Raw genomic sequence first — 23,680 nt, 5'->3', positions numbered from 1 at the left:
AGATCACCCCGAACAGGGTGCCGAGTGCCAGGGTCGGGGCAAAGACGCCGCCGGGGGCGCCGGAACAAAAACAGATGAGGGTAGCGATCAGTCGCACCGAGAAGATGAGGAAGAGGGTCGCCATCGCATAGTCGCCCCCCACCAGATGAGGGATCAGCTCGGTTCCCCCACCGGTCACCGAGGGAGCAAACAGCGAGAGCACGCCGAAGGTGCCTGCCACCAGCATGCCGATGGCGACGAAGCGGTGGCGTTTGTTCTGGTGCAGGGCCAGATAGCCGTCCTGACAGGCGAGCACCAGCTTGTTGAACACGAAGCCCAGCACGCCGAAACAGCCCCCCATGAAGAGGAAGAGCCAGAGCGCCTTCAGGGCCGGGGCATCGTAGTGGGGCAGGCTGATGACTGGCGCCTGCCCCTTCATGTTCTGCAGCATCAGGGTCGCCATGACGGCCGAGATCCCCACCGCCTTGATGGCGAGGAAGGAGTAACGAAACTGCGGCCGCATCTCCTCCATCACGAAGAGTATCCCCGCCAGCGGCGCATTGAAGGCGGCGGCCAGGCCCCCAGCTGCCCCCGCCGCCAGCAAGGCATGACCATGCTCCTTGGGAAGCCGGAAGATATCCGCCACCATCTTGCCGAGGTTGCCGCCAATCTGCACCGAGGGGCCCTCCCGCCCCAATACCATGCCGGAGCTCAGGGTACAGATGCCGCCGAAGAACTTGACCGGCAAGACCCGCCACCAACGCACCGGGCGCAGCTCGTCCATGGCCCCTTCTATCTCGGGAATGCCGGAGCCGCCCGCTTCCGGGGCGAAGGTATGAGTGAGGAAGTAGCCGACAAACCCCAGCAGGGCGCTGAAACCAAAGCCCAGCAGACCGAGTTGCCACCAGGGGCGGTCGGCCAGCAGCAGGACTCGCTGCTGGGCCAGCCAGTGCACACCGGATTCAAACAACCCGCAGACCAGTCCGGCCAAAACACCGACCAGGGCGGCCAGCAAGAGCACCAGCAGCGGCATCTTGTCCCGCTGGATCAGGCGCTGCAGGGCAGGTGGGCGACCTTGTGTGGTCGCCTCGCGAGGGGGGATAGCTTGTTGCACCATGGGTATTCACGCTCATCTAACGAGGGTCGGAAACACCCGGCCTCGGCTCGGCTGCCCAGCACAGGGCCTTTCTGCTATAGTCGGCCCGTTTCATTTATCACGGGTGCAGACCGGGAGTCCGGGTGGCGAGAGCGCAAAGCATACTCCTCCCACCGCAGCCTGCCGAGCCGCAATCGACCGCCTGCGCCCGGGTGACGACCAAAATCCCATTAAGGATGATCCATGTCAAAATCAGATCAGCTGTTTGAACAGGCCCGCCAGACCATTCCGGGCGGCGTCAACTCACCGGTCCGCGCCTTCAATGGGGTCGGCGGCACACCCCGCTTCATCGATCACGCCGATGGCGCCTACCTCTATGACGTGGATGGTCAGGCCTATGTAGACTACATCGGCTCCTGGGGCCCCATGCTGCTGGGTCACAACCACCCGGCCATCAAGGCCGCCGTCATCAAGGCGGTGGATAAGGGGCTGAGCTATGGCGCCCCCACCGAGATCGAAGTGCTGATGGCCGAGAAGGTACGCCAGATAGTGCCTTCCATGGAGCAGGTGCGTATGGTCAACTCCGGCACCGAAGCCACCATGAGCGCCATCCGCCTCGCCCGTGGCTACACCGGCCGCGACAAGATCGTCAAATTCGAGGGTTGCTACCACGGCCACGCCGACTCCCTGCTGGTGAAGGCAGGTTCCGGCGCACTGACCCTGGGCCAGCCCAACAGCCCGGGCGTACCGGCCGACTTTGCCAAACACACTCTCACCTGTGTGTTCAACGAACTGGACTCGGTGCGCGAAGCCTTCACCCAGTACGGCAGCGAGATCGCCTGCATCATAGTCGAGCCGGTGGCGGGCAACATGAACTGCATCCCGCCGGTGCCCGGCTTCCTGGAAGGGCTGCGCACCATCTGTGACGAGTTTGGCGCCCTGCTGATCCTGGACGAAGTGATGACCGGCTTCCGGGTCTCCCTGCGCGGCGCCCAGGGCCACTACAACATAGATCCCGACCTCACCACCCTCGGCAAGATCATCGGGGCCGGCATGCCGGTGGGCGCCTTCGGCGGCAAGAAGAAGGTGATGCAATACATAGCCCCGACCGGCCCCGTCTATCAGGCGGGTACCCTCTCCGGCAACCCTGTGGCCATGGCTGCGGGTCTGACCATGCTGGACTTGCTGCTGGAGCCGGGTCTCTATGAGCAGCTGAGCGCCAAGACGGCCCGGGTGGCGGAAGGGCTGAAAGCCGCCGCTGCCAAACACGGCATCCCGCTCGCCATCACCTATGTGGGCGGCATGTTCGGCTTCTTCTTCACCGAAGAGACCGAGATCACCCGCTATGAGCAGGTGACCCGCTGCGACATGGAACGCTTCAAGCGCTTCTACCATCTGATGCTGGAAGAGGGTGTCTATCTGGCGCCGAGCGCCTACGAGGCGGGCTTCCTGTCACTGGCCCACGGCGACAAGGAGATCGAACACACCCTGGCCGCCGCCGAGCGCAGCTTCGCCAAGCTGGCAGGCTGAGCCCTGCCGGAATGAACCAAGGGCCCATGAAGGGCCCTTTTTTGTTGCCTCTGTCGTCTCGCCCTGCCAGAGCCCCCTTCTGGTGCAGGCCCTTCTCTCTTCTCGCCGCTGTTTGCCACTTGCTGGTGCATCCACCACCACATTGGCTGTCATAAAGCGGGCCCACTATTTGCACTGCTTTATTCAGGAGCCCACTTGACCGAGGTCCATATGGCAGAGATGAGCCCCATCGACGTGCTGCGGCGCTATCAGGAGTACGAAACCGAGTTGACCCCCCTATTGCTGGGGCTGCTCACCCTCCCCCAGGAGGCCCTCAAGGCCTATCCCTTCGTGCTGAGCGTGCAGAGCCTGGGCGAGAGCCAGGCAAGAGCGGGGATCCTGCCCCCCATTCCGGCCCCGCAGGGGCAGCTGCGACTGAAGGTGCAGGGCCATGGCCGCGAGCTCGAGATCAATCTGCACCAGCTGATCGCCTGGCTGATGGGGGACAGGGAGCGGCGCCGCGCCATCCCCTGGTTCAGGGCCGTCTACGTGATCCTGAGCCTGGCGCTGTTTCTCATCGTGGGAACCCTGATCTGGCATGGCCTAGAGCAGCTCTATCTGCTGCTGTGCGGCACCCAGCAGAACCGGCTCGGCGCCTTCAGCGCCATCATCTTCCTGACCCTGGCGCTGGCGGTGTTCGATCTGGGCAAGACCATACTGGAGGAGGAGGTGCTGCTGCATAAGGACATCTTCCGCCACAGTGCCATTCGCCGCACCATCACCCGCTTCATCGCCGCCATCCTGATCGCTGTCTCCATCGAGGGGCTCTTGCTGCTGTTCAAGGGATCCCTCGGCCAGAACGAACTGCTCTGGCCCGCGGTGGGGGTGATGGGCTGCGCCGTGGGATTGTTGCTGGCGCTGGGACTCTATGTCTTCCTCGGGGCCAAGGCCGAGGCCGCCCTGGTCGCCTCCAGCCAGCGGCCAGCGGCGGCCCCGCAGCAAGCGCCGCTCACCAGGCGGCATGGCCGGATCAGGCGGACCGGATAAGCCTTCGCCAGACTCCGAATCTCCTCATTTATGGCATCACGAGCTGGCGGCACCGGCCAGCTGAGACTCGGGCTGACGGCGCGCAGCCTGCCAGGAGGCGTACATGGTCCAGGAGGTGTAGATGACGATGAAGGCAACCAGCCATTTGAGCATCTCCATGTCCATGGACTGTACCAGCATGGCCGCCAGCACCACACCGATGGGGCCGAAGAGAGCCACCGCCAGCACGGCCCTGGCATCGAAGGCCCCCTTGCGGATGAAGGTGCCCGCCGAGAAGACGCTGAGCACGGCGGTGGACCCCATCATGATGGGGAAGGCCGCCAGCGGGTTCATCCCCAGCAGATAGACCAGCGTCATGCAGGGGGCAAACAGCCCTATGCCCACATTCATCAGCACCCCGAACAGGAAGTTGCCGAGCAGGGCTATCCCCAGCTTGTAGCCACTGAGCCCCATGGCCTCGCCGCCCAGGGGGAAGAGCCCCAGCAGCCCGGCAAAGATGAGCCCGGCCACCACCAGCAGGGAGACCGCCATCACCAGCCTGATGGTCTGGCGATCGAACGAGGCCACATGACGGGCACCCCAGGCGGCGCCCGCGGCAGCGGCGGCCATCATGCTGATCAGGGTGAGCGGATCCACCTTGACCACGCCGATGAAAATGAGGGACTGGGTCACGGTAGGCAGTACGCACTGACCGTTGAGGGTGCCCGGCAGCAGGCGATCGTCGATCAGCTTGAACTGCTTGTAGCAGGCGGTCTTGACGGCGAAGCTGCCGACCCCAAGGGTGTCGAGAAAGTTGGCGACGAAGCCGATGGCCGCCACCGGCCAGAAGGGGGTGGACTCCAGCTCGCCCCGGCGCCGCTTGTGCCACCAGGCGTGGACCAGCATGAAGATAAAGACCAGGGCGCAACCGATAAACAACAGGCGCAGAAAAGTGACAAGCATAGGGGGACCTCCAGCAACGGGCGGCGATTCTAAGGCAGCCCACAGAAAAAATCCTGGTCTGGATCACGCTTTCATCGGATGCAAACGTTTGGCCCCGTCAGTTTCTGATGGTAAAGCTCGAATGACTCTGCCAATACTTGTCGTTGAGGGCGCAAGCCCGCACTCATCGGGCGTAGTCCTGGTCATTTCGCGACGACCACAGCACCGATGGGCATAAGCAAAAGAAGGCGGTCACCCGCCTTCTTTTTATTGCCTTCCGTTACCCAAGCAACAAGGGTTTCCGGCGATCCAGCGGGGCAGCCTGGGAGCCAGGCGGTCGATCAACCGATCCGACAATGGGGTCAGCAGCAAGGGCGGCAGGCAGATGAGGGCGAGGCAGAGGGCACCGACATAGACGTCCGTCAGCCAGTGGGCACCGGCGAGGATGCGGGGGGCCGAGAACAGGGGCACCATCAGCACGGCGATCACGGCGACCCGGCGCGGCAGGTAACGCAGGGCAAAACCGGCGAAGATCATCAGGAACAGCGCATGATCCCCGGGGAAGCTGTCGCCGGCAGAGTCCTTGGTCGGGATGGCGCTGAGCTCGCTCAGCCGCAGCGCCCCGTCCACCGTCAGGGTAGGGCTGGGACGGCTGACCGGCAGCAGATGGCCGAGCTGGTTGATCACCAGGGCCCCCAGCAACATGACGATCCCTATGGCCACCAGGCGACGGCGCGCCTCACCCTGGGCCCGGAAGAAGCAGGTGGCCAGGATCAGTCCCATGCAGCCCAGGGCGACCAGATCGAACAGGCGATTGTTGGTGATGGCCACCAGATCGACCCAGCGGACGGATTGGCCCAGCCAGCCATTGACCAGCTGGAAGGTGGCGAGATCCCAGTGATCCCAGGGGCCATGACCCGGCAGGGCAGCCCAACTGAGGGCAATCAGGCCCCCGATCAGATAGAGAGGTATGAACTTGCTCATGCCGAGTCTTCCTTCAAAAAGCGGTGATTCTAGGTCAGCCTCCCGGTGACTTGAATCACAAAAATGTAAGAATTCATGTAACAAAAAAATACCCTATTGAATCTTGTTTGTACCCGCCCTGCCACCCCCCGGATCCGGGAGCAGCCAGCACCACCTTGGCGCGCCAGGGGCTTGCGGCTAGTATGAGGCTCTTTTTACTCAGGATGATGGCTATGCGCAGCTACCTTCGCATGATGTTGTTTGCCCTCGGTTTGCTGGCGGGCGTGCAGATACCGGGGATCGTCGATCTCTACTACCAGCGGCTGGATGCGCGCCTGCAGCAGGCCAGCCTCAGCTTGGCACCCTTCCAGCGCACCGCGGATCAGCACTTTGGCGGCGATCTCGACGCCCTGATCGCCCATTACGGCGCCAGCCAGGATCCCGTCTTCACCCAGGATGCCACCAGCCTGCAGCAGCTGGTGAGCCAGCAGCGCCACCTGCAGCAGGAGCGCGCCTTCCAGGGTCAGCCCTGGTACCTGCAGCTCTCCCACCTGCTGTCGCAGGCGGACTCCCTGCTCTGGCAGGACACCCTGCGCAACTACGGCTATGTGGTGCCCCTCAAGCAGGCAGCCATCTTCTGCGGTGTGGCGGTGGGACTGCTCGCCTCCCTGCTGGGGGATCTGCTGCTCAGCCTGCTCCTGCTGCCCTTTCGCCAGCGCCAGCCCGCCCCCCGTCACGCCCTGCGCTGATCTCCAGCCGTCTCAAGCAACAGGGGCCAGCGGCCCCTGTTGTCGTTCTCCTCCCTGAAAGGGGCTACTCGAAGGGTTCGAGATAGGCCTCGATGGCCTTCTTCAGCCAGGCCAGCACCTTGCCGTGATGGGCATTCTCCGACAGATAGACCCCGTAATCGCGCCACTGCAGGCTGAACTTGTGCTTCAGGGTCAGCAGCTCCCCCTGGCGCAGCTGGCTCTGGATCAGCGGTGAGGGCAGCACAGCCCAGCCGAGGCCGTCCAGCACAGCATCCCGCATCAGCTCGAAGCTCGACAACCCTATGTGCTGGCCGCCGATGGGGAGCAGGCTCTTGACCGAGAACTCGTCCACATAGGAGAGGGTGACCTGGGTCTGATCGGTCAGATCCTGCTGCAGCACCCGCTTCAACCCCGCCAGCGGGTGGCTGGGCGCCACCACCATCAGGGTGCGGATCGGGTTGAGCACCTCTATGTTGAGGCCGCTGCGCTCCTGATCCTCTGTGATGAGGCCGAAGGCGGCATCCACGAACCCCTCCTCCACCAGGGAAGGCAGCTCGGGGGGCGAGGCCAGCACCAGGGAGATGCTGGTGCCGGGAAACTGGTGGCGCAGCGCCCCCAGCATCTCGCGCCAGACCGGCTCGGGGATGGCGTCATCCCGCGCCACCCTGAGCGCCACCTCGGCGCCCGAGGCGTGGTGCTCGCACTTGAGCTTGAGGCTGTTGGCCGCCTGCAGCAGCCGCCGGCAGTCGTCCAGCACCTGCTCCCCTATCTCGGTCAATCGGCTCTGGTTGGCCCTTCGTTCAAAAAGATCGACGCCAAGCTCCACTTCCAGGGCGGCGATCGCCGTACTGACGGCGCTTCGGCTCTTGCCAAGGCGTCTGGCGGCATTGGCAATCGAACCACTGTCTGCTGATTCTACAAAGAGTTGTATCTGATAAAGCTTCATGATCGCGCTCTGGTGGCAGCTTGTTCCATCCTCACCTTACGCCGCGCCCCTCCCCCAAGGCAAACCGTCAGCGCCATAATTATCGACGCTCAGCGATACCCGGGTCTTGCCCAGCTGCGGCTATCCTCTCCCTCGTCGTAGCAACAGAAGGAAACCCCATGTTATTCAGTCCCCTGCTTTTGGCCCGCCTCTTCCTGACGGGCGCCATCCTGACCGAGGTGGCAGGCACCTCCACCATGGCCCTGATCCCGGAGAGTGAGGCCGGCTGGCTCAACTATCTGCCGATGTGGCTCCTCATCGCCCTCTCCTACCTGCTGCTGGCCAAGGCCGCCAAAACAATCTCCATTGGTATTGCGTTCGCGTTGTGGGAAGGGCTGGGAATCGCCCTGATCACCGCCGTCTCAGTGCTGTTCCTTGGTTACGAGCTGAGTGTGCAGGAGTGGGTCGGGCTGGCGCTGGCAATAGTGGGCATTGTTATGGTGACCCTGGGGGAAACCCATGCCGAGCCGGTTGACGCCACCCCTGCCAAGGAGCTCCCATGCACCCGTTGATCATCGTCCTGGGCGCCGCCCTGCTGGATGTGGGGGCCAACATGGCCATCAACCGCTCCCTCGGTTTTCGTCACAAGGGCTGGGGCCTGCTCGGCATACTGCTGGTGCTCTGTGCCTTTACCCTGCTCTCGGAAGCGGTGAGCACAGGCAGGATAGATCTCGCCGTGGCCTATGCCACCTGGGGTGCCATCGGCATCCTGGGCACCGCCCTCGGCGGCCTGCTGCTGTTTGGCGAGCGTCTCAAGCCCGTCGGCTGGGTTGGCATCCTGATCATGGCCGTCGCCGTGGCCCTGCTGACCACGGCGTGATGGGCATTCTGGCCCCATGAAAAAGCCGCCCGGTGTTCGCCGGGCGGCTTTTTTACGCACTCATGTTGCGGCAAAACCCGCTCATGCCGGCCCGGCATCGACCTCGTAGAGCTCCAGCGGCAGGCCGTCGGGGTCGGCGAAGAAGGTGAAGCGACTGCCGGTCAGCTCGTCCACCCGCACCGGCTCCACGGCCACTCCGTGGCGCTCCAGATGGGCGATGACGGGATCGAGCGCCTGCACCCGAAACGCCAGGTGCCGCAGGCCGCACGCCTCCGGCCTGGAGGGGCGCGGTGGCGGGGCTGGAAAGCTGAACAGCTCCAGCTGGCTGCCATCCGGCAGCGCCAGATCCAGCTTCCAGGAGTGGCGGGCCTCCCGCAGGGTCTCGTTGATGATGGGCAGCCCCAGCACCTGGTGGTAGAAGTGGCGCGAGCGCTCATAGTCGCTGGCGATGATGGCCACGTGGTGAATGCCGCCGAGCAGGGGAAGTGTCATGGCAATCCTTGTAAAACGGGCAGCCAGGCTGCCCGTTCTCGTTAGTTGAAGAAGCCGCCGAACCACTGATCCAGCGCGTTGACCGGGTTGGAGACAGGGCTGGCGCAGCTCATGGGCTCCCCCAGCCCCGCCAGCTTGGCCGGTACCTGCAGGCTGCCAGGACAGTCGCTGGCAACTCGGGCGCCGCTGCTGCGGGAGAAGCTGGCCCAGCTCACCCCTTCCGGCATCTTCAGCCCCAGGCTGTTGACGCCGCGCTGGCTCATGTAGCCACTGAACAGCTGCAAGGCACCGCTGGCCCCGGTCAGCCCGGCGGGCTGGTTGTCATCCCGGCCGACCCAGACGCTCACCAGCTCGTTGTTGTCCATACCGGCGAACCAGGAGTCCCGCAGCTCGTTGGTGGTCCCTGTCTTGGCGGCCATGGTGGCGCCGGGGAACTTGGCGCCGAGCGCCCGGGCCGTGCCCTGGCTCACCGTCTTGGTCATGGCGAACAGGGTCAGCCAGCTGGCCTGGGGATCCGTCACCCGCTTGGCGGTCTCGTCATGCTGATAGAGCTGGCTGCCATCGCTGTTTACCACGGCGCGAATGGCCGACAGCGGCTGGGTCAGCCCCTGGTTGGCGATGGGCAGGTACATCTGGTTCACCTCCATGGGCGAGAGCGCCACCGCCCCCAGCACCAGGGAAGGATAAGGCTGGATCTCCTGCTGGACCCCCAGCTTGTGCAGGGTGTCCACCACCTTGTCGAGCCCCACCTGCAGACCCAGGTTGACGGTCGGCACGTTGAGGGAGCTGGCGAGCGCCTCCATCAGCGGCACGCTCTGGCGGAACTTGCGATCGTAGTTCTGCGGCGTCCAGATCTGGCCATCCTGGCCGCGGATGCGGATCGGCTGATCCTTGAGCGGTGTGCCCAGGGTCAGGCCATTGGAGAGACCGGTGAGATAGACAGCCGGTTTCACCAGGGAGCCTATCTGACGACGGGCATCCAGCGCACGGTTGAAGCCGGCGTAACGGGGATCCCGTCCCCCCACCATGGCGACCACCTCGCCCTTGTGCCAGTCGGAGACCACCATGGCCGCCTCCAGCTTCTTCTTGCCGCGCTGCTTCTCGATGGTGGCGAGGCCGGTCTCGACCGCCTGCTCGGCGGCGTGCTGGGCGATGGGATCCAGGCTGGTGAAGATCTTGAGGCCGGACTGCTTGAGCAGATCCGGGCCGAAGCGGTTCTGGATCTCCCGCTTGAGCAGCCCCATGAAGGCCGGGGTACGGCCATAGCTCATCTGGCCCCGGGTGATGATGCCAAGGGGCTGCTTGCTGGCCAGCTCATACTCGGCCTGAGTCAGGCTGCCGTGCTCCATCAGCAGTTTCAGCACCAGATCCCGGCGCGCCTTGGCCCGCTCGGGGAAGCGCCAGGGATCGTAATAGGAAGGCCCCTTCACCATGCCCACCAGCAGGGCCACCTGATCGATGTCCAGCTCGTTGACCGGGATGCCGAAGTAGAAGTAGGAGGCGAGCCCGAAGCCATAGACCCCTTGCGAGAAGTTCTGCCCCAGGTAGACCTCGTTGAGGTAGGCCTCCAGGATCTCGTCCTTGCTGTAGCGGTAGTCGATGAGCACCGCCATATAGGCTTCCTGTGCCTTGCGCCACAGGCTGCGCTCCCGGGTCAGGAAGAAGTTCTTGGCGAGCTGCTGGGTGAGGGTGCTCCCCCCCTGCACTGTACGACCCGCCAGCACATTGGCCACCATGGCACGCATGATGGCCACAGGCGAGACGCCGCCGTGCTGATAGAAATCGCGATCTTCGGTGGTCAGCAGGGTCACCAGCAGGCTGTCCGGCACCTCGGCGATGCGTACCAGCAGGCGATCCTCCCTGTCCTCGGTGTTGAGGCGGTCAAGCAGCACAGGGTCCATCTGGGCATAACCTAGCTGACGCTGGTTCTCCAGAGACTGGATCCCCTCCAGCCGCGCACCGTTGAAGGTGAGACGAAGGCCACGGGCGCCGTCGGCGCCGTCATGGAACTCGAACGGACGGCGTACCAGCTCGATGCGATTGCCGTTGACCGCGTACTCCCCCGGGGTGTGGGGCTGACGCACCTGCTTGTAGCTCAGCATGTTGAGCTCGCGCAGCATCTGGGTCTGGGAGAGGCGCTGGCTGGGGTAGAGCTCCAGCGGGCGGCTGTAGACCATCACGGGCAACTGCCACTTCTCGCCATCGAAGCGCTCGCGCACCTTGGTATCGAGGTAGATGCCGAACACCACCATAAAGGCCGCCACCACCAGGGAGAGCTTGAAGCCAAGCCAGAACAGCTTGCGCCAGATGGTGCGTTTGGGAGCTGCCTTCTTGGGAGGGCTCTTGCGTCGTTGGGTTGCCATAAATCCTCTTTGCTTTCCTTTCTACTTGTTATGCCGCATTCGCGAACGTCCGATCTGGCTTAACCAATCGAACCTGGATCCTGGGTTTCATTTCGCCAGACATTCGCCAGACAAATGGATGCCAACCCCTCATCCCCAACCCTTCTCCCATGCCTTTGAAAAAGGGAGAGGAGAAGGGAGCAAACACCAGGCTCGATCGGTTCCCTCTCCCTCTGGGAGAGGGCCAGGGCCGTCTGCTGGAGTTGGGCTTAGCTAGGCTCAGCACCAACCTAGATCCCCATCTTCTTCTTGGTGACCTTGGTCGGCATGGCCTCCAGGGGGTTGTCCGGCCAGTAGTGGCGGGGGTAACGCCCCTTCATCTCTTTCTTCACCTGCTCGTAGGATCCCGCCCAGAAGGCGGCGAGATCGGCGGTGATCTGCAGCGGTCGCTGAGCCGGAGAGAGCAGCTCCACCACCAGGGGCACCCGGCCATCGGCCACGCAGGGGGTCGTGCCCTGCCCGAACATCTCCTGAATGCGCACCGGGATCACCGGGGCCTGCCCCGGCTGATAGCGGATCCGCACCCGGCTGCCGGTCGGCGCGCTGAAGTGGCTCGGCAGCGCCTCGTCCAGCCGTTTTGGCAAGGGCCAGGGCAGGGACTGGCGCAGCAGATCGGAGAGGTTGAGCCTCTTGAGCTGCTCCAGCCGGGTCATGCCGCTCAGGGCAGGCAAGAGCCACTCCTCCAGCCGGGCCAGCAGACTCTCGTCGTCCATGGCGGGCCAGCCCTCGTCGGGCAACCAGTCGCGGGCGCAGCGCAATCGGGCCAGCAAGCCTTCGCTGCCCTCGTCCCAGGGCAGCACGTGCAGCCCTTTGCGACGAATGCCCTGCAACAGGCAGCGCCCCTTCTGCTCGTCAGAGAGATCCGTCAACGGTCGCTGGCCGAGCACCAGTTCGCCGATCACCTGCTGGCGCTCGGCCCGGACCCGCTCTTCCCGCTCGTCCCAGTCGAACCACTGGCGTTCGCTCACCAGCTCCGGCAGCTGGCGCACCAGCTCGTCCAGCGCCACCGGCTCGGCGATGAAGATGCGGCTGCCGCGATCGTTCTGCCCCATCTCTATGGCGATCAGGGCCCCTTGTCCCTGACATGGGTGACCTTCTACCAGATCGCAGCCGATCCCACCACTGAGTTGATAGCGGCTGCCACTGCGCAGCTTGCCGATCCGATCCGGCCAGGCGAGGGCGCACAGCAGCCCCAGCCACTGACCCTGGGCGGTCGCAGGCCTTGCGCCAAGGCGCTCGAACCAGCGGGCTGCCCCCTGACGCAGGGCCCCCAGACGACGATGGAAGAGCACGGAAAGGCGCTCGGATCCTCGCAGATCTTCTTCCAGCAGCGCCACCAGGAAAGCCCCATCGGCGACAATCCCTGTCAGACCCTCGGCCTCCAGCTCCCGGGCCCGCAACAACATGCGCGCCAGACGGGGATGAGTGCCGAAGGCGGCCATAGTACGGCCGGCCGGGGTGAGTTGTTGCTCAGCCTCCGCCTTCATGGCACCCAGGGCCACCAGCAGGCGCCGGGCGCTCGCCACCGCAGCCGCAGGGGGCATGTCGAGCAGCGGCAGGCTCTCCACCCTGGCGCCCCACTGGGCGGCGTCCAGCAGCAGACCGGTCAGCTCCTGGGTGAGGATGTCCGGCGGACTCTGCTCGGCGAGGCGCTCCTGCACTTCGCTGCTCCAGAGCCGGTAGCAGACCCCGGGGCCGAGACGGCCGGCACGGCCTGCCCGCTGGGTGGCGGAGGCCCTGGCAATCTGACGGGTCTCCAGCCGGGTGACGCCGCTTCTCAGATCGAAGGTGGCGCGCCGCTCCAGCCCGCTGTCGATGACCACGGATACCCCCTCTATGGTGAGGGAGGTCTCCGCCACATTGGTGGTGAGCACCAGCTTGCGACTCCCCGCCGGGGCAGGCTCTATGGCCGCCTGCTGGGCCGCCATGTCGAGGCGACCGTAGAGGGGGGCAAGGCGCACGTCATCCGGCAGGCGCCCCTCCAGCCACTGGGCGAGTCGCTCTATCTCCCCCTGTCCAGGCAGGAACACCAGGGCACTGCCCCCGTGGGCCGCCAGCGCCTCCAGCACCACGGCGCCCACCTGGGGCTCCAGCCACTGCTGGCGATTGGCGGGGCGGTAGTGGTAGTCGATGGGAAAGCCGCGCCCCTCGGAGCGGATCACAGGGGCGTCCGGCAACAGGCTCTCGAGCGCCATGCCCTCCAGGGTGGCGGACATAATGAGCAGCTTGAGATCGTCACGCAGCCCCTGCTGGCTCTCGATGGCGAAGGCCAGTGCGGTATCGGCATGCAGGCTGCGCTCGTGGAATTCGTCGAAGATCACCAGGGAGACGCCGGTCAGCTCGGGGTCTTGCTGCAACATCCGGGTCAGCACCCCCTCGGTCACTATCTCGAGCCGGGTCGCGGCACTGGTGCGACTCTCGCCCCGCACTCGCAGCCCGATGCGCTCCCCCACCTTCTCCCCGAGCTGACGCGCCAAGAAGCCCGCTATGTTGCGCGCCGCGAGGCGCCTGGGCTCCAGCATGATGATGCGACCGGGCAGCCGGTTTAGGCGCACCAGCTCCAGGGGCAGCAGGGTCGACTTGCCTGCCCCTGGCGGGGCCTGCAGTATCACGCTGGCGTGGCTGTCGATGGCATCAAACAGCTCGGGCAGCACAGAGACTATGGGGAGTTGGGACAAAACGGCGAAGACCTTCTGTGATGACCAGGAAAACGGCGCCCATTCTGCCACAGCCAGCCGCCCACCGTCAGCAGCCGTGCCGGATGCGCGCCAACCGGTTGGGGCAGACCCGGGGAGCACTCAGCCCGCCCGGACAAGCGCGAGACGCGACCAGGAGACATCCGCAGACGAGCTGCCATAGAATGGCCCTTTCATGTGAGTACCACGAGGACCGACGCTGCGCATGCCCAGACTCTTCTTTGCCCTGCCCCTGCACCAGCTTGCCCCTGCCCTGATCGACTGGCGCGAACGGCGCCCCTGGCCCGGCCTGCCGGTGCCCGAGCGCAATCTGCATTTGACCCTGGCCTTTCTCGGTGAGGCCGACGAGGCCACTCGGGACAGGCTGATCGCCGCCGCCGCACAGCAGCGCTGCCCCCCTTTCAGCGTCCATCTGGATCAGACCGGCTGGTTTCAGCGTGCCAGGGCTGCCTGGGTGGGGCCCAGCGAGTGGCCAAACGAGCTGAACGTCCTCGCCAGGGCCCTGCGTCGCCACGGCGAGAAGCTGGGGCTTGGTAACGGGGAACAGGGCTACCGCCCCCATGTCACCCTGTCGCGCAAGGCCGGCGAGGCCCCGGAGGCGCTGCCCGCCCCCGATCTTGTGCTGCAGGCGGACAGCTTCTGCCTCTACCAGTCCGTCAGCACCCCGCAGGGGGTCAGCTATGAACCCATCGCCTGCTGGCCCCTGCGTGCCCGCATCAAAGAGACCAACAGCGAGGAGCTGACCCCATGATCTTCGATCCCCCTTTGCAATCCGGTCTGCTCATCGCCCGCTACAAGCGCTTCCTCACCGATGTGCAGCTGGCCGATGGTGAGACCATCACCATCCACTGCGCCAATACCGGCGCCATGACGGGTTGTGCCGATCCGGGCACCCGGGTCTGGTACTCCACCTCGAACAACCCCAAGCGCAAGCTGGCCCACAGTTGGGAGATAGCCGAGAGCCCGGCGGGCCACTTCATCTGCGTCAACACGGCGCGGGCCAACCAGATCGCCCGTGAGCTCATCGAGCAAGGGGCGCTGGCGCCGCTGGCGGGTTATGCCAGGCTGCGTACCGAGGTGAAATACGGGGAGGAGAACAGCCGCATCGACCTGTTGCTGGAAGACGATCACAGGCCGAGTTGTTACATAGAGGTGAAATCCGTCACCCTGCTCGACGAGCGGGAACAAGCGGGCATGGGCTACTTTCCCGATGCGGTCACCGCCCGTGGCGCCAAGCACTTGCGTGAATTGATGGCCATGAAGGCGGCCGGGCACAGAGCCGTGCTGTTGTTCATGGTTTTGCACTCCGGCATCGCGAGAATGCGCCCTGCAGCCCATATAGATCCGCACTATAGTCAGCTTGTTGAGCAGGCGATGGCGGCAGGGGTTGAAATTTTATGCTATCGCCCCCATGTTGGGGTGCAGGGCATGGTGGCTCAAGATTTTATTCCATTTGAATCTGACCATCTGCTACCCGAGGGCTGAGAATAAATGCTGAAGTGGGTAACATTATTGACAAGGCTTGTTTGCCTCCCGTTGACCCTTCTGCTATAGATACCGCCCTCAATTTATGGATGGCACGGGTAGCGTGCTGAATTAGGAGACAGGGCATGCCAACAGGCGAAAACAGGAAATCTCTGGGCCCCCTGGCCATTGCGGGTGTAGAGCCTTACCAGGTAAAAGCAGGTGAGGAGTACATGAATGACCAACAAAAGGTACATTTTCGCAAGATCCTGGGAGCCTGGCGCAACCAACTGATGCAGGAAGTTGACCGCACCGTCGACCACATGAAGGATGAGGCTGCAAACTTCCCGGATCCGGTCGATCGCGCCGCGCAGGAAGAAGAGTTCGCACTCGAACTGCGCACCCGCGACCGTGAACGCAAGCTGATCAAAAAGATCGAAAAGACCTTGCTGCTGCTCGAAGAAGACGACTTTGGTTACTGCGAACATTGCGGTATCGAAATCGGTATTCGTCGTCTGGAAGCCCGTCCGACTGCCGACCTCTGTGTCGACTGCAAGACGCTGGCTGAAATCAAGGAAAAACAGATGGCTGGCTGATGCCGCCCATCGACATGGACAAAAAAAGGGAGCTCGCAGGCTCCCTTTTTTATTGAGCTTTTCCCGCGACCATCCCAGAATGCAGCCTCAATGCATCGTCTACCCGAATTCCCATGGCCATGACTCCCTCCTCCCCTGTTCGACCCCATGTCGGTCGCTTCGCCCCCTCCCCGTCAGGTCCGCTCCACTTCGGCTCCCTGGTCGCCGCCCTTGGCAGCTTCTTGCAGGCGAGATCGCAACAGGGGCGCTGGCTGGTGCGCATCGAGGACATAGATCCGCCGCGGGAGATGGCCGGGGCCAGCGGGCTCATCCTCCAGACCCTGGAGGCCCATGGCCTCGGCTGGGATGGGGAGGTGATGTTCCAGAGCGCGCGCCACGGCCGTTATGACGAGATCATCGATCAGCTCTATCGGGCCGGGGATCTCTACTGGTGCCGCTGCACCCGGCGCGAGATCATGGCGGCGGGCGGCTTCTACAACGGCCACTGCCGCGCCCTTGGGCTGACGGCAGAGGGCTGCGCCGCCCGCCTGCGCCAGCATAATCCCGTCTACCACTTCGAGGATGAGTTGCAGGGCCATATCGCTGTGCCTGCGGCGCTCGCCGAGGAGGACTTCATCGTGCGCCGCCGGGACGGCCTCTATGCCTACAACCTGGCGGTGGTGGTGGATGACATGGACAGCGGCATCACAGAGATAGTGCGCGGCGCCGATCTGCTGGAGCCCACTGTGCGCCAGATTGCCCTCTACCAGACCCTGGGGGCTGACGTCCCCACCTGGGTGCACCTGCCGCTGGCGGTGCTGGCGGATGGCAACAAGCTGTCGAAGCAGAACCATGCGCCGGCACTGGCACAGGATGACGTCAGGCCCGCCCTGTGGCAGGCCCTCGCGTTCCTCGGCCAGTGCCCGCCGCCTTGCCTGAGAGAGAATACCGTCGACGAGATCATCGCCTGGGGCATTGCCCACTGGCAGCTGGCCCGGGTCCCCCGCCAGCAGAAGATAGTGCTGGGGGCCAGATAAGCAGGCCCCCGGAGCAAAAGCAGGCCGCCGCGTTTCTCATTTGAGCAGGCCAGAACCAGGGGAACTGAAAGCGTCTTTCCTTGTACGACCTGGCCCGAATCGGGGAAGCAGACCGCAGCGTTTCTCATTTGGTCGGGCCTGAGCTATGATAGGCCGCTATTTTTTGGCCTCCCGTCAATTTGAAGTCATGAAGAGGTGTACCATTTTTTCCCAGATCGCAAACTTTTGCCGCAAGGTGCTCGGCAAGGAAGACGGCGAGCAGTCGATGGAGTCTCCCATTCCAGCCCGTGTCGCCGGTCAACGCCGAACCTTGAGCCGTGACCAGCACCCCATCTCGCGCAAAGAGATCAGCGAGAATGCGCTCAAGGTGCTCTACCGCCTGAACAAGGGTGGCTACGAAGCCTACCTGGTGGGTGGTGGCGTCCGGGATATTCTGCTCGGGAGAACACCAAAGGATTTCGACATCGCCACCGATGCCACGCCGGAGCAGATCAAGGCGTTGTTCAGCAACTGCCGCCTGATCGGCCGTCGTTTCCGCCTGGCTCACATCGTCTTTGGTCGTGACGTGATCGAAGTGGCTACCTTCCGTGGTCACCACCATCAGGTCAATACCAGCAAGCACGTGTCGGCCCAGTCTGATGAAGGCATGCTGCTGCGCGACAACGTCTACGGCACCATCGAAGAGGATGCCGAGCGCCGTGACTTTACCGTCAACGCCCTCTACTACAGCGCCAAGGATTTCACCCTGCACGACTTCGAGGGTGGCATCGAGGATCTTGCCGAGCGCAAGCTGGAGCTGATCGGTGACCCCGAGACCCGCTACCGGGAAGATCCGGTGCGCATGCTGCGCGCCGTGCGCTTCGCCGCCAAGCTGGAGATGACCATAAGCCCGCGCACCGCCGCCCCCATCCGGGAACTGGCACCGCTGCTGCAGGACATTCCGGCCGCCCGTCTGTTCGAGGAGACCCTCAAGCTGTTCCTGGCCGGTGACGGTCTCGCCACCTACAAGCTGCTGCGCGAATACGGGCTGTTCCAGCCCCTTTTCCCCCAGGTCGCCGCCCTGTTTACGCCCAACGGCAACTCGCCTTACGAGCAGTTCATCGAGCTGGCGTTGATGGACACCGATACCCGGGTCCGTGAAGACAAGCGTGTCACCCCGGCCTTCCTCTATGCCACCCTGCTGTGGGGCGCCGTCGAGGCCCGTGCCCGGGTGCTGGAAAACGAGAGCGGCCTGCCCTGGCACGACGCCTTCATGCTGGCCATCAACGAGGTGCTGGATGCCCAGGTGCGGATCATCGCCGTGCCGCGCCGCTTCACCACGGACGTACGCGACATCTGGGCCCTGCAACAGCGCCTGACCCGTCGTCAGGGTCGTCACCCCGAGCGCGCCATGGAGCATCCGAAGTTCCGTGCAGCCTTTGACTTCCTGCTGCTGCGCAACCGGGTCGAGCGCGGCCTCGGCGAGCTGGCCAGCTGGTGGGAGCGCTATGTGGCCTCCAACCCGGATGTGCGTCCGCAACTGCAACGGGAAGCGACCCGTCGCCCGGCGAGCGGTGAGCGCGCCCCGGCGGCCGAGCCACGCGGAGACGGTGAGAAACGCAGCAGCAACAGCCGCAACCGCCGTCGCCCCCGTCGTCGCAAGCCGAAAGCGGCAGAATAAAGGCCACCCGATGATCGAGGTCTTCGTTGCCATCGGATCCAACCTGGGCAATCCCGTCGCCCAGGCCAGACAGGCAGTCGCCGCCCTGGGCAGGCTGCCGGAATCCGAATTGCAACAGGCCTCGCAGCTTTACGGCAGCCGCCCCATGGGCCCTGCGGATCAGCCGGACTACGTCAATGCCGTGGTGCGGCTTCATACCCGGCTAGGCCCCCTGGCTTTGCTGGATCAACTGCAGAAAATCGAGCGGGAACAGGGACGTGTGCGCAAGGACGAGCGTTGGGGTCCAAGAACCCTGGATCTGGATCTGCTGCTGTACGGCGAGCAAGTCATCCAGCATGAACGCCTGATCGTTCCCCACTACGGCATGAAGGAGCGGGAGTTCGTCCTGCTGCCCCTTGCCGAAATCGCCCCCGCCCTGGTGCTGCCCTGCGGCACCCCGCTTACCGAACTGGTTGCCCGCTGCCCGCGCAATGGTCTCGAGATCCTTGCCGCCGCCACGGGCGAGTAGACGAGTAGGAGCAACGTAATGAGCAAGATCACCATCACCGACCTGCAGAAGATGAAGCAGGACGGACAAAAAATCACCGCCATCACCGCCTATGATGCCACCTTCGCCAAGCTGTTCGACGACGAAGGCGCCCAGGTGCTGCTCATCGGTGATTCCCTCGGCATGGTGCTGCAGGGCGGGGACGACACCCTGGCCGTCAGCATGGATGAGATGGTCTATCACACCCGCTGCGTGGTGCGTGGCACCAGCAAGGCATTGGTCATCACGGATATGCCGTTTATGAGCTACGCCACTCCCGAGCAGACCTACCAGAACGCCGCCCGGCTGATGGCCGCCGGCGCCCGCATGGTGAAGATGGAAGGGGGCGACTGGCTGTGCGAGAGCATTCGCCACCTGACCCGCAACGGCGTGCCTGTCTGCGGTCACCTGGGGCTGACCCCGCAATCCGTCCACGTGTTTGGCGGCTTCAAGGTGCAGGGGCGCGACGAGTTCCACGCCCAGGAGATCTACCGTCAAGCCCTGGAGCTGCAAGCGGCCGGTATCCAGCTGCTGGTGCTCGAATGCGTGCCGGTCGCTCTGGCCGAGCGCATCAGCAAGGCGCTGCGCATCCCGGTGATCGGCATAGGCGCGGGCCCGGCCACCGATGGCCAGATCCTGGTGATGCACGACGCCTTTGGCATCACCTCCGGCTATGTGCCCAAGTTCACCAAGAACTTCCTGGCCGAGACGGGTGACATGCGCGCCGCCATCCGCCTCTATGTGCAGCAGGTCAGCGAGGGCACCTTCCCCGGTCCCGAGCACTGCTTCAACTGATCCAGGCCTCATGAACCGCAACGGGGGCTAAGCCCCCGTTTCGCATCCCTCTCTGGCCCTTTCAATTCCTGTTTCTTTGTTCTATCCGAAGGTGAACTGTTGGTGATGTTGCTCGTGAACTATCCCGTGCCATCCACACTGGCCCTTTCAATCCCTGTTTCTTTGACCTATCCGAAGGTGAACTGTTGATGTTGGTTGTGAACAATCCTGCCGCTCTGCGTGAACAGATCGGCCAATGGCGCCGCGAAGGCCACGCCATCGCATTCGTGCCCACCATGGGCAATCTGCACCAGGGCCATCTGACCCTGGTCGATGAGGCCCGCAGCCGCGGCGACAAGGTGGTGGTCAGCATCTTCGTCAACCCCTTGCAGTTCGACAAGGCCGAGGATCTCGCCAACTATCCCCGCACCCTGGAGCAGGACTGCGCCGCCCTGCAGGCCGCCGGCGTGGATCTGGTGTTCACCCCGACCCCGGAGCTGATGTATCCCCAGGGGCTCGCCAGCCAGACCTTCGTCGAGGTGCCGGGTCTCTCCAGCCTGCTGGAAGGGGCGCTGCGCCCTGGCCACTTCCGTGGTGTCAGCACTGTCGTCACCAAGCTGTTCAACCTGGTGCAGCCCGACGTGGCCTGCTTCGGCCAGAAGGATTACCAGCAGCTGGCGCTCATTCGCAAGATGGTGACCGACATGGCCATGCCGGTCGAGATAGTCGGCGTGCCCACTGTGCGGGCCGAGGACGGGCTGGCGCTCTCCTCGCGCAACGGCTACCTGACCACCGCCGAGCGAGCCCTGGCCCCCGAGCTCGCGCGCACCATGAACTGGATTGCCGAGCAGATTGAAGCGGGGAACCACCACCTCCCCTCCCTGGTGGCCCAGGCCAGCCAGCGTCTCGACAACGCAGGATTCAAGACGGACGCCATCGACATCGTCGACGCCGACACCCTCGAATCGGCCAGCGCCGCCAGCAAGCGGCTGGTGATCCTGATGGCTGCCTATCTCGGCAAGGCACGCCTCATCGACAACCGCGTTGTCACCCTCATCAGCGCAAGCAACGACTGACAGTCCCGATGGCCGACCCTTACCCCGGCAAGGCCCGCCTTATCGACAATAGTGTCGTCACCCTTCAGGGTTGAGACACGGCAAGGAGACAAAGATGTCCAAGAAGGTTTATTGCATCGCCCAGTTCCTGCCCAAGCCGGGCAAGGAGCAGGCCCTGTTCCAGGTCTTGCAGGGGCTGGAGCCCAACACCCTGAGGGAGGACGGCTGCCTGCAGTACAGAGTCACCCGCCACATTGCCAGCCCCTTCGCCGAGGGGGAGAGCTTCCCCATCGTCTTCAACGAGATCTGGCAAGACATGGCCTGCTTCGAGGCCCACTGCCAGCGCGCCGAGATCAAGGCCTTCTTCGAGCGTTACTGTCTGGCCGAAGAGGGTCTGGCGGCCAAGTGGAACGTCTGCGTCTACAGCGACGAGCCGGCGGACTATGATGCCCCTGCCCTCTGAGGCAGATCCTCAGCACATAAAAAGGCGCCTTTCGGCGCCTTTTTCATGGTTGCAACTCAGTGCCGCAGCCCGGTACCCCGGGAAATCAGCCACCAGGCCAACCCGTAGAGGGCGACGATGAAGCCGATGATGATGAGGTAGGCGGTGCCGAGCGGCACGTCGGAGATGCCGAGGAAGCCGTAGCGGAACGCGTTCACCATGTAGATGATGGGGTTCACCTGGGAGACCCCCTGCCAGAACGGCGGCAGCAGGCTGATGGAGTAGAAGACTCCCCCCAGATAGGTGAGCGGCGTCAGGATGAAGGTCGGGATGATGCTGATGTCATCGAACGACTTCGCGAACACGGCGTTGATCAGCCCCCCCAGGGAGAACAGGATCGAGGTCAGCAGCACGGTGAAGCAGACACTGAACAGATGGTGGACCTGCAGCGGCACGAAGAACAGCGAGACCAGGGTGACGATGAGACCGACACAGAGGCCCCGGGCCACGCCGCCGCCCACATAGCCAGCGATGATGATGTAGTTGGGCACAGGCGCCACCAGCAGCTCCTCCACGTTGCGCTGGAACTTGGCGCTGTAGAAGGAGGAGGCGACGTTGGAGTAGGAGTTGGTGATGACCGACATCATGATGAGGCCGGGCACGATGAACTCCATGTAGCTGAAGCCCCCCATGTCACCGATGCGCGACCCTATGAGGTTGCCGAAGATGACGAAGTAGAGGCTCATGGTGATGGCCGGCGGCACCAGGGTCTGGATCCAGATCCGGGTAAAGCGGCTCACTTCCTTGGCCAGTATGCTCTTGAAGGCAATGTAATAGGTCATGGGATTCATGCTTTGCGACCCTCCTCTACCAGGTTGACGAACAGCTCTTCCAGCCGGTTTGCCTTGTTGCGCATGCTCAGCACCTGCACCCCCTGGGCGGAGAGCTGCTCGAACAGGCTGTTGAGGGACTGGCTCTTGTCCAGCTCCACCTCCAGGGTGTGCTCATCCTGCATGCGGCCGTTGAATTCGGGCAGGGTCGGCACCTGACTGCCGGGCACCAGATCCAGCAGGAAGGTCTCCCGCCCCAGCTTGCCGAGCAGGTTCTTCATGCTGGTGTTCTCGATGAGGCGCCCCTTGTCGATGATGCCGATGTTGCGGCACAGCATCTCGGCCTCTTCCAGGTAATGGGTGGTGAGTATGATGGTGACACCCTGCTCGTTCAGATCCTTGAGGAAACTCCACATGGAACGACGGATCTCGATGTCCACCCCGGCGGTCGGCTCATCCAGGATCAGCAGCCTGGGCTCGTGCATCAGGGCGCGGGCTATCATCAGCCGGCGCTTCATGCCGCCGGAGAGGGTACGGGCCGCCATGTCGCGCTTGTCCCACAGATCGAGCTGACGCAGGTACTTCTCGGCGCGCACCTTGGCCTCGGCACTTGGCACGCCGTAGAAACCGGCCTGGTGGGTGACAATCTGGCTCACCTTCTCGAACTGGCTGAAGTTGAACTCCTGGGGCACCAGCCCGAGCTGGGCCTTGGCCAGCTCCAGATCGGTGTCGATGTCGTAACCGAACACCTTGACCTTGCCGGCACTCTTGTTCACCAGCGAACTGATCACGCCGATGGTGGTGGACTTGCCCGCCCCGTTCGGGCCGAGCAGGGCGAAGAAATCTCCCTGCTTGACGGTGAGATCTATGCCCTTGAGGGCTTCGACGCCCCCCTGATAGGTCTTCTTCAGACCGCTGATTTCCAATGCGTTCATTGCAACCCCTGTGATGGATGAGCCCATCTCGAGACAGAAAAGGCGGCTTTAGCGCCGCCTGAAGACAGTCGATGGCGGGCGGCCAAGCTGCCCTGCCACGTCCGAGCCTTGCTTACTCTTGCGGCACTACCTTGCCGATGAAGGGCAGATTACGGTACTTCTGGGCGTAGTCGATGCCACAGCCCACCACGAACTCGTCCGGGATGGCGAAGCCAATCCAGTCCACCGGCACCTGGACCTCACGACGGGACGGCTTGTCCAGCAGGGTGCAGATGGCGAGGGATTTAGGTTCGCGCAGGGAGAGGATCTCGCGCACCTTGTTGAGGGTGTAACCGGTGTCGATGATGTCCTCGACGATCACCACGTCCTTGCCTTTGATGTCGTCATCCAGATCCTTGAGGATGCGCACGTCACGGGTGCTGTGCATGCCGGAGCCATAGCTGGAGGCAGTCATAAAATCCAGGGTGATGGGCAGCTGGCACTGACGGCAGAGATCGGCCAGGAAGACGCAGGAGCCGCGCAAGAGGCCAATCATCACGACTTCATCGGAGCCCTGGTAACGGGCGGTGATCTCTTCACCCAGTTTGGCGATCCGGGCGGCGACGTCAGCCTCGGAGATCATCACCTCGACGTTGTGTTTCATCACTTACTCCAATAATGGCCAAAGGGTTATTGGCCGTTCATTAACATCAAAACCGATGATTCTACCACTCCAACCGGAAG

General features: G+C 63.7%; 24 protein-coding genes (1 of these 24 cut by a window edge). 14 read left to right on the top strand and 10 right to left on the bottom strand.

The window, feature by feature from the left end:
* Positions 1-1,096: the 5' portion of a H(+)/Cl(-) exchange transporter ClcA gene (gene clcA / locus ACFWHB_RS03935; RefSeq protein WP_234675949.1), read on the bottom strand. It extends 299 nt beyond the left edge of the window; only the first 1,096 of its 1,395 coding nucleotides appear in the window; its start codon is at positions 1,094-1,096; the stop codon falls past the left edge of the window.
* Between the two features lie 222 nt (positions 1,097-1,318).
* Here clcA and hemL point away from each other — a divergent pair, with 222 nt between their 5' ends.
* Both hemL and ACFWHB_RS03925 read left to right on the top strand, forming a co-directional pair.
* Complete coding sequence (gene hemL / locus ACFWHB_RS03930) at positions 1,319-2,605, top strand: glutamate-1-semialdehyde 2,1-aminomutase (RefSeq protein ID WP_395949501.1); 1,287 nt, start codon at positions 1,319-1,321, stop codon at positions 2,603-2,605.
* 210 nt (positions 2,606-2,815) lie between these two features.
* The gene (locus ACFWHB_RS03925) at positions 2,816-3,631 is read left to right on the top strand and encodes a hypothetical protein (RefSeq protein ID WP_234689809.1); all 816 of its coding nucleotides are present in this window, start codon (positions 2,816-2,818) and stop codon (positions 3,629-3,631) included.
* A 36-nt stretch (positions 3,632-3,667) separates the two neighbouring features.
* On the opposite strand, the gene ACFWHB_RS03920 is transcribed toward ACFWHB_RS03925, so the two are convergent.
* Entirely contained in the window at positions 3,668-4,573 is a 906-nt protein-coding gene (locus tag ACFWHB_RS03920; RefSeq protein WP_395949500.1) for a TSUP family transporter, read from the bottom strand.
* 246 nt (positions 4,574-4,819) lie between these two features.
* Positions 4,820-5,536, bottom strand: a complete 717-nt coding sequence (locus ACFWHB_RS03915; protein WP_395949499.1) for a phosphatase PAP2 family protein — start codon at positions 5,534-5,536, stop codon at positions 4,820-4,822.
* A gap of 212 nt (positions 5,537-5,748) precedes the next feature.
* Between ACFWHB_RS03915 and ACFWHB_RS03910 the strand changes: the two genes are divergently transcribed.
* Entirely contained in the window at positions 5,749-6,264 is a 516-nt protein-coding gene (locus ACFWHB_RS03910; RefSeq protein ID WP_139745424.1) for a DUF2937 family protein, read from the top strand.
* Between the two features lie 64 nt (positions 6,265-6,328).
* Here the strand turns inward: ACFWHB_RS03910 and ACFWHB_RS03905 are convergent, their stop codons facing one another.
* On the bottom strand, positions 6,329-7,210 hold the full coding sequence (locus tag ACFWHB_RS03905) for a LysR family transcriptional regulator (protein ID WP_395949498.1): 882 nt from the start codon (positions 7,208-7,210) through the stop codon (positions 6,329-6,331).
* A gap of 158 nt (positions 7,211-7,368) precedes the next feature.
* On the opposite strand from ACFWHB_RS03905, the gene ACFWHB_RS03900 reads away from it, so the two are divergent.
* Positions 7,369-7,761, top strand: coding sequence for a DMT family transporter (locus tag ACFWHB_RS03900; RefSeq protein WP_262111704.1), 393 nt, complete (start codon positions 7,369-7,371; stop codon positions 7,759-7,761).
* On the top strand, positions 7,749-8,069 hold the full coding sequence (locus ACFWHB_RS03895; RefSeq protein WP_043129665.1) for an SMR family transporter: 321 nt from the start codon (positions 7,749-7,751) through the stop codon (positions 8,067-8,069). Before ACFWHB_RS03900 ends, ACFWHB_RS03895 begins: the two co-directional genes overlap by 13 nt.
* An 81-nt stretch (positions 8,070-8,150) precedes the next feature.
* Here the strand turns inward: ACFWHB_RS03895 and ACFWHB_RS03890 are convergent, their stop codons facing one another.
* The 3 genes from ACFWHB_RS03890 to hrpB form a co-directional block, all read right to left on the bottom strand.
* Complete coding sequence (locus ACFWHB_RS03890; RefSeq protein WP_106885876.1) at positions 8,151-8,561, bottom strand: SMU1112c/YaeR family gloxylase I-like metalloprotein; 411 nt, start codon at positions 8,559-8,561, stop codon at positions 8,151-8,153.
* Between the two features lie 41 nt (positions 8,562-8,602).
* Positions 8,603-10,924 carry a penicillin-binding protein 1B gene (mrcB, locus tag ACFWHB_RS03885; RefSeq protein WP_395949497.1) on the bottom strand — a complete coding sequence of 774 codons (2,322 nt, stop codon included), beginning with the start codon at positions 10,922-10,924 and terminating at the stop codon, positions 8,603-8,605.
* A 269-nt stretch (positions 10,925-11,193) separates the two neighbouring features.
* Entirely contained in the window at positions 11,194-13,641 is a 2,448-nt protein-coding gene (gene hrpB, locus ACFWHB_RS03880; RefSeq protein WP_395949496.1) for an ATP-dependent helicase HrpB, read from the bottom strand.
* Between the two features lie 223 nt (positions 13,642-13,864).
* Here hrpB and thpR point away from each other — a divergent pair, with 223 nt between their 5' ends.
* The 9 genes from thpR to ACFWHB_RS03835 all read left to right on the top strand — a co-directional run bounded on the left by thpR (position 13,865) and on the right by ACFWHB_RS03835 (position 21,213).
* On the top strand, positions 13,865-14,410 hold the full coding sequence (gene thpR / locus ACFWHB_RS03875; RefSeq protein WP_395949495.1) for an RNA 2',3'-cyclic phosphodiesterase: 546 nt from the start codon (positions 13,865-13,867) through the stop codon (positions 14,408-14,410).
* Positions 14,407-15,144, top strand: a complete 738-nt coding sequence (sfsA, locus tag ACFWHB_RS03870) for a DNA/RNA nuclease SfsA (protein WP_368170598.1) — start codon at positions 14,407-14,409, stop codon at positions 15,142-15,144. The genes thpR and sfsA overlap by 4 nt, the downstream gene beginning before the upstream one ends.
* A gap of 125 nt (positions 15,145-15,269) precedes the next feature.
* Positions 15,270-15,719 carry an RNA polymerase-binding protein DksA gene (dksA, locus tag ACFWHB_RS03865; protein ID WP_005329052.1) on the top strand — a complete coding sequence of 150 codons (450 nt, stop codon included), beginning with the start codon at positions 15,270-15,272 and terminating at the stop codon, positions 15,717-15,719.
* A 113-nt stretch (positions 15,720-15,832) separates the two neighbouring features.
* On the top strand, positions 15,833-16,735 hold the full coding sequence (gluQRS, locus tag ACFWHB_RS03860; protein ID WP_395949494.1) for a tRNA glutamyl-Q(34) synthetase GluQRS: 903 nt from the start codon (positions 15,833-15,835) through the stop codon (positions 16,733-16,735).
* Between the two features lie 187 nt (positions 16,736-16,922).
* A complete protein-coding gene (gene pcnB / locus ACFWHB_RS03855) occupies positions 16,923-18,395 on the top strand; it encodes a polynucleotide adenylyltransferase PcnB (RefSeq protein WP_162520155.1) in 1,473 nt (490 codons plus the stop codon).
* Between the two features lie 10 nt (positions 18,396-18,405).
* Positions 18,406-18,903 (top strand): 2-amino-4-hydroxy-6-hydroxymethyldihydropteridine diphosphokinase, encoded by a 498-nt coding sequence (gene folK, locus ACFWHB_RS03850; protein WP_106885870.1) that lies wholly within the window; start codon positions 18,406-18,408, stop codon positions 18,901-18,903.
* 18 nt (positions 18,904-18,921) lie between these two features.
* Positions 18,922-19,716: a 3-methyl-2-oxobutanoate hydroxymethyltransferase gene (gene panB, locus ACFWHB_RS03845; protein ID WP_106885869.1), complete on the top strand. Its 795-nt coding sequence runs from the start codon at positions 18,922-18,924 to the stop codon at positions 19,714-19,716.
* A 188-nt stretch (positions 19,717-19,904) separates the two neighbouring features.
* A complete protein-coding gene (panC, locus tag ACFWHB_RS03840) occupies positions 19,905-20,771 on the top strand; it encodes a pantoate--beta-alanine ligase (RefSeq protein WP_395949493.1) in 867 nt (288 codons plus the stop codon).
* 94 nt (positions 20,772-20,865) lie between these two features.
* Positions 20,866-21,213 (top strand): putative quinol monooxygenase, encoded by a 348-nt coding sequence (locus ACFWHB_RS03835; RefSeq protein ID WP_163155876.1) that lies wholly within the window; start codon positions 20,866-20,868, stop codon positions 21,211-21,213.
* A gap of 56 nt (positions 21,214-21,269) precedes the next feature.
* On the opposite strand, the gene ACFWHB_RS03830 is transcribed toward ACFWHB_RS03835, so the two are convergent.
* From ACFWHB_RS03830 to hpt, 3 genes are all read right to left on the bottom strand, one after another.
* Positions 21,270-22,043 carry an ABC transporter permease gene (locus tag ACFWHB_RS03830; protein ID WP_025328198.1) on the bottom strand — a complete coding sequence of 258 codons (774 nt, stop codon included), beginning with the start codon at positions 22,041-22,043 and terminating at the stop codon, positions 21,270-21,272.
* Positions 22,040-22,957: an ABC transporter ATP-binding protein gene (locus ACFWHB_RS03825; RefSeq protein WP_106885867.1), complete on the bottom strand. Its 918-nt coding sequence runs from the start codon at positions 22,955-22,957 to the stop codon at positions 22,040-22,042. The genes ACFWHB_RS03830 and ACFWHB_RS03825 overlap by 4 nt, the downstream gene beginning before the upstream one ends.
* Before the next feature lie 112 nt (positions 22,958-23,069).
* On the bottom strand, positions 23,070-23,600 hold the full coding sequence (gene hpt, locus ACFWHB_RS03820; protein WP_025328200.1) for a hypoxanthine phosphoribosyltransferase: 531 nt from the start codon (positions 23,598-23,600) through the stop codon (positions 23,070-23,072).
* Positions 23,601-23,680 lie beyond the last annotated feature (80 nt).

Origin of the sequence: Aeromonas mytilicola subsp. aquatica, assembly GCF_044336385.1 — a bacterium.
GTDB lineage: Bacteria > Pseudomonadota > Gammaproteobacteria > Enterobacterales > Aeromonadaceae > Aeromonas > Aeromonas rivipollensis.
The sequence above is the reverse complement of the archived record's forward strand: the minus strand, read 5'-3'. Positions and strand labels throughout refer to the sequence as shown.